This window comes from Aeromonas sp. TECH754, assembly GCF_056279295.1.
In genome coordinates this window covers 1,715,199-1,725,739 of sequence record NZ_JBWBRA010000001.1, presented here as the reverse complement: position 1 = coordinate 1,725,739, position 10,541 = coordinate 1,715,199, and the positions used below count along the sequence as shown (strand labels likewise).

Genomic DNA, 10,541 nt, shown 5'->3' with positions numbered 1-10,541 from the left:
TGCATCCCCTCGCTTCTTGTCAGAGACACGACACCTTTTCGCTGCGGATACACACAAGCAAACTGTCGATCGCCATCACCTCAACCCAGCGCGGCTTTGCCCTTGACGTGGGCGAGGCACAATTCGTCGGCGCCGAGCACGAACTCCGGGTTGTCGGTCAGGCGTTCGACGGCCAGATCGATGAAGCGTCGCATCTGGGTGGGCTGGGCTGCCCGGCTGCCGTAATAGAGAAACAGGCTGTGCACATCTGTCATGTGTTCGAGCAGCAGGGGGACTTGAATCGCCGGCGCCACTTTTCGCTACACCCGGGATCATCGCATCCTGCTCCGCCAGCATGTGAGCCACGCGCCGACACTGAGCAGCCCCGCCGGTGCGACCGATGCCTTGCGGCAGCGCCACCGGCATCTGCTCTTGTTGCGTTTTCCCGCGCGGCAGGATATGGCGTTCGCCCATAGCTGGTCCGGGCTCATCAGCGTGAGTCGCAACGGGCGCCGTTACTGGGGACTGTTTGGATCACATATTTACGCGGCATTGGGATGCAATGGCGCCGGGATCAGCAAGCAGACCATCGCGGGCAAGGCGCTGGCCGATCGGGTGTGCGAGGTGGCAAGCCCCTGGGGCGAGCCGATGCGAGCCTTGGGGGCAGCGAACCGTATACCGCCAAGGCCCCTGCTGGATCTCGGCATACAGGGCTATCTCTGGAAGGAGCGGTTGCTCGGCGCCGGAGAATACTAGCGGCCTTGCCACGGCGTGGTGACAAGCCTCATGGGTCTGCGGCACGGCCAGCCATGCCGCAGACCCATGCCTGGCTCATTCCAGAGCGGTGTTGGCGGCGGGCATCTGCCGCTTGAAAGGACTCGGCTTGTTGGCTTTGCGATGTTCCGAAAAGACGATCAGCATGCGCTGTAGGCCGATAAAGCTGAACAGCAGGATGCCGATGATGATCTTGGTCCACCAGGAGCTGAGGGTGCCGTCGAAGTTGATGTAGGTCTGGATCAGCCCCTGGATCAGCACGCCGAACAGCGAGCCAAAGACGGTGCCCACCCCGCCGCTGAGCAGGGTGCCGCCAATCACCACGGCGGCGATGGCGTCCAGCTCCACCCCGACGGCAGCCAGCGGATAGCCGGCCGAGGTATAGAGCGCAAATACGATGCCGGCCAGGGTCGCGAGGGTAGAGGAGAGCAGATAGATGCGGATCGTGGTGTGACGCACCGAGATCCCCATCAGGGCCGCCGAGGTGGCGTTGCCACCGACGGCGTAGACGTTGTTGCCAAAGCGAATGCGATTGGCAATGACCATGCCAACCAGCACCACCGCCAGCATGATCAGGGCCAGCAGGCTCAGGCGACCGCCCCCCGCGATTTTCCACGACAGGCTCGACAGCGCGGTGAAGGTCGGGTGATCGATGGGCAGGGACTGCTCCGAGATGAGGAAGCTGGCCCCCCGCAGGAAGAACATGCCCGCCAGGGTGATGATGAAGGCGGGGATCTTCAGGGTGTCGATGAGCCACCCCATGAGGGCCCCGAAGCCTGCCCCCAGCACCATGACCGGGGGGATGGCCAGCAGCGGGCTGACGCCCTGATCCCCGATGAGCTTGGCCAGCAAGACCCCGGTGAAGGCGATGACGGCACCGACCGACAGATCGATGCCGCCAGAGAGGATCACGAAGGTCATTCCCACCGCGACTATGCCCAGAAAGGCGTTGTCCGTCAGTATGTTGCAAATAATGCGGGTGGACAAGAAGGCGGGGAAGGAGGCCAGGCACAACAGATAGCCGACCAGAAACACCATGATGGTCACCATCAAGGGAAGATTGCGCTTAAACATGGCGTGACCTCCGGGGGAGCAGCTGGCTGAGGGCCGGTGACTGCATGATGAGCACCGCCAGCACCACGATGGCCTTGACGATTTGATTCCACTGGGGCTGATAGCCGGAGAGCAGGATCCCGGTATTCACCCCCTGAATGATCAGTATGCCGACCAGCGAGAGGGCGAGATTGAAGCGGCCGCCCATCAGCGAGGTACCGCCTATCACCACCGCCAGGATGGCGTCCATCTCCAGCCAGAGGCCGGCGTTGTTGGCATCGGCCCCCCTGATGTCGGCGGCGACTATCATGCCGGCGACGGCGGCCAGCATGCCGCTCAGGAGATAGGTGGCGATCACCACCATGGGGGTGTTGAGGCCGGCGTTCTTGGCCGCCTTGATGTTGATCCCCACGGCTTCGATGAAGAGTCCGAGCGCGGTGCGCTTGGTCAGCAACCAGATCAGCAGCGCGGCCCCCAGGGTGATGATGACCGGGGTGGGCAGGTAAAACAGGGAGCCGCTGCCGAGCCAGGCCAGGGCCTCGTTGTTGAAGGTGATGATCTGCCCCTCGGTGATGAGCTGGGCGATGCCACGGCCAGCCACCATCAGGATCAGGGTCGCGACAATGGGCTGGATCTTGAAGACGGCGACCAGCAAGCCATTCCACAAGCCGCACAGCAAGCCGACCCCGAGCACAGAGCACAGAATGATCGGCAGGCTGTGGCCACTGGTCGCCATGCTGGCCATGGTCGCCCCGCTGATCGCCATCACGGCGCCCACCGACAGGTCGATGCCGCCGGTGGCGATCACCAGGGTCATGCCAAGGGAGAGCAGGGCCACCGGGGCGCAGCGGTTGAGGATGTCGATCAGGCTGCCAAACAGGCGGCCGTCCTGTATATGGAGGGCGAAGAAGTTGTCGGCAACCAGGGCGTTGATGAGGAGCACGCAGAGCAGGGCACCGCACTGGGCCGTGCCCGTGGGCAAGTAGCGGCCAAGCGGTGCTCGCCGGGCGGGAAGCGGTAAAATGGATGACGTCATATCAGGCCTCACATGGCAATGGCGTTCATGATGGCAGGGACGGAGAGCTCGCCAGTCGCGAGCTCTGCCACCTGTTTTCTGTCGCGCAATACGATCACCCGGTCGGCATAACTCACCAGCTCCTCCAGCTCGGAGGAGATGACCAGCAGCGCCAGACCGTTGGCGCAGAGTGATTCGATCAGGCGGATGATCTCGGCGTGGGCTCCCACATCGATGCCGCGGGTGGGTTCGTCCAGGATCAAGAATTGCGGTTTGGTCAGCAGCCAGCGGGCCAGCAGCACCTTCTGCTGGTTGCCCCCGGACAAGAACTGGATCGGCTGCTCCGGGCCCGGGGTCTTGATCGCCAGCTGCTCGATGAGGCGGGCGGTGATCTCGTCCTGCTCCTTGCGTGACAAGGGGTGCAACCAGCCTCGCTGGGCTTGCAGGGCCAGTACCATGTTCTCGCGTACCGAGGCCGAGGCGATGATGCCGGCGTTCTTGCGATCCTCCGGGCAAAAGCCAAAGCCGCTGGCGGAGGCCTGGCGCGGGGAGCGAATGGAGGTGACCTTGTCGCGCACCCGGCACTCGCCGCTGTCGCTGGCCTGAATGCCGAACATCAGCTCGGCGGTTTCGGTACGACCCGAACCAAGCAGGCCGGCCAGACCGACGATTTCTCCCGGCATGACCTCCAGGTTGAAGGGCGCTATCACCCCTTTCTTGCCGTAGCCCTTGAAGGAGACCATGGGGTGGTTGCTGCGCAGGGTCTTGCCGGCGCGCTGAAGGGCATTCTCGGCCAGCTCGCGCCCCAGCATCATCTTGACCAGTTCCAGCTGCGGCAGGGTGGCGGTGTCGCGGGTGCCGACCAACTCGCCATTGCGCAGCACAGTGATGCGATCGCTGATGTCGTAGACCTGATCGAGGAAATGGGTGATGAAGATCAGGCTGACGCCCTTGTCTCTCAAGCTGCGCATGATGGAAAACAGCATCTGCACTTCGCTGGTATCCAGGCTCGCCGTCGGTTCATCGAGGATCAGGATCTTCGCCGACAGCGAGACGGCGCGCGCGATGGCGACGATCTGCTGCATGGCGACCGAGTAGTGACCCAGTGGCCGCGAGACATCCATCTCGAAGCCATGGCTGGCCATGATGGCCTGAGCTTGCCTCGTCATGCCGGTTCGATCGATGAGGCCAAAGCGGCGGGGCTCGTGGCCGATGAACAGATTGTCGGTCACCGACATGTTGGGCAGCAGGTTGACCTCTTGGTAAACGGTGCCGATGCCCAGATGCTGGGCGTGGGCGGTGTCCGTGGGGGTGATAGGGACGCCATCCAGCTCGATGCGGCCCGCATCCCGTTGATAGACGCCGGTGAGGGTCTTGACCAGGGTGGATTTACCCGCCCCGTTCTCGCCGAGCAGCGCCATGATCTCCCCTCGCCGGAGGGCAAAATCCACCTGATGCAGCGCCCTTACCCCGGGAAATGCCTTGCAGATCCCGCTGGCATTCAAGATCAGTTCGTGATGATTGTCTGACATGTAAATAGACACTCCGACATAGCACACCATATAAGTGACGGTACTTATATGGCGTGCTATTAAAAGGACTGACTCACGACGGGCGTGACCTTAATAACCCATGCTCTTTTTCATGTCGAGCTGTGCCTGGGCACTGTCAGGTTGGAACAGTATCGACTCTGTCTTGATGTTTTTCGGGGGCAGGCTGCCATCTTTCTTGTAGGCCAGCAAGGCATCGAAGGCGGGGCCCGCCATATTGGGTGTTAATTCAACCGAGGCATTGGCTTCACCGGCTATCATTGCCTTGAATATATCCGGCACGCCATCGATGGAAATAATCTTGATGTCTTTGCCCGGTTTCAGGCCCGCTTCTTTAATCGCCTGGATGGCACCGATGGCCATGTCGTCATTATGGGCATAGACGGCGCAAATATTCTTGCCGTTATTCTCGGCCTTGATGAAGCTCTCCATCACTTCTTTACCCTTGCTGCGAGTAAAGTCGCCGGACTGGGTCCGGATGATCTTGATGGCCGGCACCGATGCCACCGTATCCTGGAAGCCCTTCTTGCGATCCAGCGCGACACTGGCACCCACAGTACCTTGCAATTCAACGACATTGCAGGCTTTCCCATCGAGTTGCTCGACCAGCCACTGCGCCGCCACCGCCCCTTCATGCACGCTGTCGGCGGCGACGCCGGTCATGAACAGGGAATCATCCTTCACGCTGATATTGCGATCCAGCAGGAAGACGGGAATATCGGCTTCCTTGGCTTCCTGCAATACGGGGTCCCAGCCAGTCTGCACGACGGGGGCAATAAAGATGGCATCCACGCCTTGGGCGATAAAGGAACGGATGGCCTTGATCTGGTTCTCCTGTTTTTGCTGGGCGTCAGCAATTTTCAGGATGATACCGCGTTTTTGTGCCTCTGTTTTGGCTACCGAAGTTTCGGCCGCCCGCCAGCCAGACTCGGAACCTATTTGCGAGAATCCCACCGTCATCTCGCTGGAATAAGCCGTGGCCGAGAGCAAGATTGCACTTATTATTCCCGCCAGTTTCATCTTCTTATACATATGACACTCCTTGTGCGATGCGCTATGAAATAAACAGGGTCTAGCCAAACTCCTTATTATGCGAGTCAAGAGTAGAGGCTTGGTTATTTTGCGATGGGAGATGGCTCACAGAATATTTTTGGCAGCATGATCCTTCATACAAACAGCAGGGAAGTTCATATGTTCGGCGGGGGTGCCATTGATTTATTTGCATATTTATTTAACCCCCCAGCACCTCTGTCCAGAGCCACAGTTGCTGGCGCTACCGATGGGGTAATCCCGGTGGGTAAGCGCACCGGTGTGAATCGGGTGGTATTCGAGCAGCCGGGAGCGCCATGGCAAGGGCCGTCATCCTCCTGCTACCTCAACTGCCCTGGCGGCATCGCATTTCTATCGGAGAGGACAGGGAGAGAGTGGCCTGTCGACGCTTAAAATGGGATTCGTTCAGGGTTGAAATTACGCAGCACGCCCCCTACACTGCCGGCCCCAAACAGCCTGGTAGAGAGGAGGAGAGAAGATGAGAAGAGTGATTCTCACACCCTTGCTGGCCCTTGTCATGAACGGATGCGGTGGCGGCGGGGAGGCAGAGCAGGACAAGGTCAGCCCCCCCACGGCGACAGCGCATTTCGAGGCATCCACCCAGAGCGGCCAGGGCGGGCAGTTGAGCCCGATCAGCCTGCGCCTGGGCGCGGGCGAGCAGGGCAGTTTCACCGTCGCGCCCGACACCGGCTATGTGTTGGCGCAGATTGCGGGCTGTGAGGGGACGCTGGACGGCCTCACCTACACCACGGGTCCCATGCGCGGCGATTGCCAGGTCTCGGCGAGCTTCAGTCAGGAGACGGCCCCCGTCTATTTCGAGGCCACGACCAAGAGCAGCCAGGGCGGGCAGTTGAGCCCGGCCAGCCTGCGTTTGAGCGCGGGTGAGCGGGGGCGTTTCACCGTCGAGCCCGACGCCGGCTTCGTGCTGGATCGCATCGCCGGCTGTGAGGGGACGCTGGACGGCCTCACCTACACCACGGGCCCCATGCGCGGCGATTGCCAGGTCTCGGCGAGCTTCAGTCAGGAGACGGCCCCCGTCTATTTCGAGGCCACGACCAAGAGCAGCCAGGGCGGGCAGTTGAGCCCGGCCAGCCTGCGTTTGAGCGCGGGTGAGCGGGGGCGTTTCACCGTCGAGCCCGACGCCGGCTTCGTGCTGGATCGCATCGCCGGCTGTGAGGGGACGCTGCACGGCCTCACCTACACCACGGGTCCCATGGGCGCCGATTGTCAGGTATCGGCTCGCTTCATCAAGCATGCCGCCCATGCCATTGCCCAAGAGGATCACACCCTCGCCAGCGACATGGAGCTCATCGCCCATGCCCGTGGCGCCATCGCCGACAGCGAGGCGCGCCGCATCGAGCTGGTGCGCACCCTCTATCAGGGCCTGGATCCCATCAGCTGGAACCCGAGCCACGACTCCATCACCTTCTCCAGCTTCCAGCCCGAGAGCACCCTGACCCTGCTCCCCTCCAACATCAATGGCAAGGGGGAGAGCGAGACTCGCGGCCTGGTGATGGTGTCCGAGCAAGACGGCTATCGCCGGGCGGCCATGGGGGCGAACCTGTTTGCGGTGGATCGCACGCCCCAGAGCGAGGTGCTGCTCAAGCGCCTGATCGGCTGGCTGACCCGGGGGAGGGATAGTGATGACGATGGTCTTCGCATCCTGACCGCCCAGATGCCGAGCCGCGCCGACAGCGGGTATTTCCCCCATAACGAGGGGATCCGGGATTGGCTCAAGGCCCTCTATCTCGACGCCCACAGCATCAATCAAGCCAATGAGTGCGACTATCAGGCCCTCAGCGCCTGCATCGACAGCATGGCGCCGGATCTTATCGTGATAAGCGATCTCGATCGCCAGGGGCTCGGATACCGGGGCATAGCCCAGGCCATCGCCAAGGCGAAGGCCGCCGGGATCCCGCTGCTGCTCTCCAACTACCGGCGGGAGGCCAGCCCGCTGCTGGCACCCCTCTATCTGGAGATGGGGCTGGTGACCTGGGGCAACTACTGGTCGAAGCTCAAGGTCAGCGATCTGGCGGCGAGCACCCTGCTGGCACTGGATCCCCAGCTGATGGCGGTCGATTCGCTGCTGGTCAACCTCAGGGACGGACATTTCAGCACTCAACTGCTGGACACCTGCGGCGGCAACTTCCTTAACTGCGGTGGCGTCGAGGAGTTCAACGCGCAGTTCAAGCAGGGCGCAGACTGGCTCAGGAATGCCGCCATCACCCTGGACAAGGCGGGGATCAGCCCCTTCGCCCGCGATGGCCTGGCGTTGCTGCCGGCCAGCCTGCTGCTGGCCGACAAATACCGCGCCGCCATCGATTACCCCATCGGCTGGGACGAGCATCAGGCCTGGCAGCGGGCGATGTTTGCCGACTGGCTGGTGAGCTATGCCCGGCTCCGCAATCCGCCGCAGCCCGATCTGGGGGAGTACGTCATCGATCGCAGCCAGGTGACCAAGGGAGATCAGGCCCACTATGCCTACCCCGAGGTCATCGACGATAGCCGCAGCATCTCGGTACCTTATTCCGGGCAGTGGACCTCGACGGGTTGGTATGCCTTGCCGGGTCAGCGTATTACGCTGAAACGCACGGATAATGCGGACGTTTTGGCTGCCATCAGGCTCAATTACCACAGACCCAACACCAACAGAGCCTATGAGCAGAAGGTCTATCGGGTGCCGCTGGAGCTGAGCACGGGGCGACTTCCCTTGCACAAGGGCGACAGCGTCAGCTTCACCTCGCCCTACGGAGGACCCCTCTATCTCTATCTGGAAGGGGGGGCCGGGGAGCTAAAGGTGGAGGTGACCGCCAGCGGCGTGACCCGCCATCCGGCGATCCTGGATTTCAGTGATGAGCAGCAGGCTCGAGACTTCAACGAGCGGCTGGAGCAGACCGAGTTGCCTCACGTCGATCTCAGAGCCGATGGCGCCGAGCAACATCTGCGCCGGGATCGCTTCACCGGGGCCATCGGGGGCGCCATTGCCGACACCGATGCCTTGCTGGAGAGCATCTCCCGGGATCATATCAACAGCGTCTATACCCTGGCGGGCTTCAAGATCCAGGGCAAGAGCCTGGCGGAGTCGCTGCCCCTTGAGGTCAAGAGCGCCTGCGTCGCGCTGCTGGGGGAGGGGTGCCTCGACGAGTCGCTGCATACTCGCACCATCATCCAGCATGCCAACTATGACCAGAATGCCCATTGCGGGGTCGGTTGCAGCGGCAATCCATGGGACTCTTCCGGCAGCATCAGCCCGACCGGCTGGCTGGACAATCACGAGCTGGGGCACAACCTGCAAACCCAGCGCCTGAACGTGCACTACGCCGCCGCCAAGGATGCCGACAACTGGAGCCGCTACGGCAGCCGGGCAGGGGAGAACTCCAACAACATTTTCCCCTATGTGGTGAAGTGGCAGGCCCACTACCTGCGCGACGGCAACCAGGCGCCCATCAGGGATGGTCACATGAATCACAAGGATCTGTTCTACGTCTTCATGTCCGACGCGGCCCAAGTGAAGGACAAGAGCGGCAACCGGGTGGTGCTGGCGGCCAACTGCAAGCGGCTGGATCTGGGGGAGAGCCGCTACGAGGCGCCCTGGCAGAGCAATGCCTATGCGGTCAACAACGGCTATCGCATGGCATTTTATATCCAGATGGCGCTGCGTGCCCACGGCATGGTGCTGGCGGACGGCACTCGCCTGCGCAACGGCTTCAACATCTTCACCCTGCTCTATCAGTATTCACGGATCTTTGGCGCCGTTGCCGAGACCGAGAGCGACTGGAATGCCAACAAGGACAGACTCGGCTTTGGTCTCTTCCCCTTCGAGGGGCATGCCGTCTATGGCGGCATGCGGGTGCGAGACATACCTGGCAATGACTTCATGCTGGTTGCGCTGAGTCGGCTCACCGGCCTGGACTGGCGCAGCCACTTCGATCTGCTGGGCTTGCGCTACTCCAGCCTTGCCGTTGCTCAGGTACTGGCGAACCAGCCCTCGGGCGTCCTGCCCATGGGGATGTACGTGCTGGAGGACGATCTTCCGCCCGCCACCATGAGCGAGGGGCTGACATTCCTGTCCCTCTCCGAGACGGATGGCAGCACCCGCTGGCCCCGCGACCAGGGATCGCCGGCCAGTTGCGCTGTCCCTTAAGAATAAAAAACGCCCTCAGGGGCGTTTTTTATTGGGTTGCGTACTCATCGGCCGCGACGATCGAAGGTGGGCCGACCAGTTCTGATGGCGACTCATTCCCCTAGCAGACCGAGGAAGGCCTTCATGGCCGGGGTGACGCTGTGCTTGCGGGTGATGAAGGCGGTGGTGCCGGCGGTCACGTCGGTGAGGGGCTGGCAGGGCACCTTGAACAGCTGGCGGGCGGTGGCCGCGATGCCGGCGCTGACCACGGCGGTGCCCAGGCCATGGCTCACCGCATTGACCAGGTGGAACAGGGAGTCGGTTTCGAGCACGACCCGCAGGCTCAACTGCTGACGGGCGACGGCCTCGTCGAAGTGGTGGCGAAACTGCATGGTCTTGCTTGGCAGGATCAGGGGCAGGGGTTGCAGATCGGCCAGCCGCAGTGGCGCGTCAGTCAGGGGGCCCGTGCCCAGCACCGCCATCGAATTGGGGCGACTGAGGTGCAGCTCGAAGGCGCGACGCTGGTGGTCGGTGAGCAGCTCGTCAAAACCGAGGGCAATGTCGAGCTGGTGCAGATCCAGCTGCTCGAGCAGGGCGGCGTGGGTCATCACCGACAGGCGCAGCATGACGTTGGGAAAGGCGTCGTTGAAGCGCTTGAAGATCGGCATGATGTCGACACTGGATTGCGGCACTATGCCGATGCGCAGGGCGCCGGACAGCTGGCCCCCGAACAGGCTCAACTCCTGGCGCATCGAATCCTGCTCGAGCAGCATGCGCTCGGCGTGGCGCAGCACAACGTCGCCCGCCTGGGTCAGCGACACGAACTGGCTGTTGCGCACTACCAGTTCGGTGCCGAGGGACTTTTCCAACGCCGTGATGCTGGCGGAGAGGGTCGGCTGGGTGATGAAGCAGGCCTTGGCGGCCCTGGCGAAATGGCGATGCTGCGCCAGCGCGTAAAAGTACTGCAACTGCTTGATATTCATTGGAGATAGGGAAG

8 protein-coding genes are annotated in these 10,541 nt (G+C 62.2%); 2 read left to right on the top strand and 6 right to left on the bottom strand.

What is annotated here, in order from left to right; all coding sequences use genetic code 11:
- Positions 1-80: 80 nt before the first annotated feature.
- Positions 81-254 carry a hypothetical protein gene (locus ACZ9IL_RS07625; RefSeq protein ID WP_476002973.1) on the bottom strand — a complete coding sequence of 58 codons (174 nt, stop codon included), beginning with the start codon at positions 252-254 and terminating at the stop codon, positions 81-83.
- A gap of 184 nt (positions 255-438) precedes the next feature.
- On the opposite strand from ACZ9IL_RS07625, the gene ACZ9IL_RS07620 reads away from it, so the two are divergent.
- Positions 439-735 (top strand): hypothetical protein, encoded by a 297-nt coding sequence (locus ACZ9IL_RS07620; protein WP_476002972.1) that lies wholly within the window; start codon positions 439-441, stop codon positions 733-735.
- A gap of 75 nt (positions 736-810) precedes the next feature.
- Here the strand turns inward: ACZ9IL_RS07620 and yjfF are convergent, their stop codons facing one another.
- The 4 genes from yjfF to ytfQ all read right to left on the bottom strand — a co-directional run bounded on the left by yjfF (position 811) and on the right by ytfQ (position 5,403).
- A complete protein-coding gene (gene yjfF, locus ACZ9IL_RS07615; RefSeq protein ID WP_476002971.1) occupies positions 811-1,827 on the bottom strand; it encodes a galactofuranose ABC transporter, permease protein YjfF in 1,017 nt (338 codons plus the stop codon).
- Entirely contained in the window at positions 1,820-2,842 is a 1,023-nt protein-coding gene (gene ytfT, locus ACZ9IL_RS07610; protein ID WP_476002970.1) for a galactofuranose ABC transporter, ATP-binding protein YtfT, read from the bottom strand. The genes yjfF and ytfT overlap by 8 nt, the downstream gene beginning before the upstream one ends.
- Before the next feature lie 8 nt (positions 2,843-2,850).
- Positions 2,851-4,353 carry a galactofuranose ABC transporter, ATP-binding protein YtfR gene (gene ytfR / locus ACZ9IL_RS07605; protein ID WP_476002969.1) on the bottom strand — a complete coding sequence of 501 codons (1,503 nt, stop codon included), beginning with the start codon at positions 4,351-4,353 and terminating at the stop codon, positions 2,851-2,853.
- Positions 4,354-4,443: 90 nt separating this feature from the next.
- Positions 4,444-5,403: a galactofuranose ABC transporter, galactofuranose-binding protein YtfQ gene (ytfQ, locus tag ACZ9IL_RS07600; RefSeq protein WP_476002968.1), complete on the bottom strand. Its 960-nt coding sequence runs from the start codon at positions 5,401-5,403 to the stop codon at positions 4,444-4,446.
- Between the two features lie 496 nt (positions 5,404-5,899).
- On the opposite strand from ytfQ, the gene ACZ9IL_RS07595 reads away from it, so the two are divergent.
- Positions 5,900-9,565, top strand: a complete 3,666-nt coding sequence (locus ACZ9IL_RS07595) for an ImpA family metalloprotease (protein WP_476002967.1) — start codon at positions 5,900-5,902, stop codon at positions 9,563-9,565.
- A gap of 92 nt (positions 9,566-9,657) precedes the next feature.
- Here the strand turns inward: ACZ9IL_RS07595 and ACZ9IL_RS07590 are convergent, their stop codons facing one another.
- Complete coding sequence (locus ACZ9IL_RS07590; protein ID WP_476002966.1) at positions 9,658-10,527, bottom strand: LysR family transcriptional regulator; 870 nt, start codon at positions 10,525-10,527, stop codon at positions 9,658-9,660.
- Positions 10,528-10,541: the final 14 nt, after the last annotated feature.

Bases quoted from the DNA above. Each gene is read 5' to 3' on its own strand.
- ACZ9IL_RS07620 (WP_476002972.1), top strand. From the start codon at position 439: ATGGCGTTCGCCCATAGCTGGTCCGGGCTCATCAGCGTGAGTCGCAAC.
- ACZ9IL_RS07625 (WP_476002973.1), bottom strand. From the start codon at position 254: ATGACAGATGTGCACAGCCTGTTTCTCTATTACGGCAGCCGGGCAGCC.
- ACZ9IL_RS07590 (WP_476002966.1), bottom strand. From the start codon at position 10,527: ATGAATATCAAGCAGTTGCAGTACTTTTACGCGCTGGCGCAGCATCGC.
- ytfQ (WP_476002968.1), bottom strand. From the start codon at position 5,403: ATGTATAAGAAGATGAAACTGGCGGGAATAATAAGTGCAATCTTGCTC.
- ACZ9IL_RS07595 (WP_476002967.1), top strand. From the start codon at position 5,900: ATGAGAAGAGTGATTCTCACACCCTTGCTGGCCCTTGTCATGAACGGA.
- ytfR (WP_476002969.1), bottom strand. From the start codon at position 4,353: ATGTCAGACAATCATCACGAACTGATCTTGAATGCCAGCGGGATCTGC.
- yjfF (WP_476002971.1), bottom strand. From the start codon at position 1,827: ATGTTTAAGCGCAATCTTCCCTTGATGGTGACCATCATGGTGTTTCTG.
- ytfT (WP_476002970.1), bottom strand. From the start codon at position 2,842: ATGACGTCATCCATTTTACCGCTTCCCGCCCGGCGAGCACCGCTTGGC.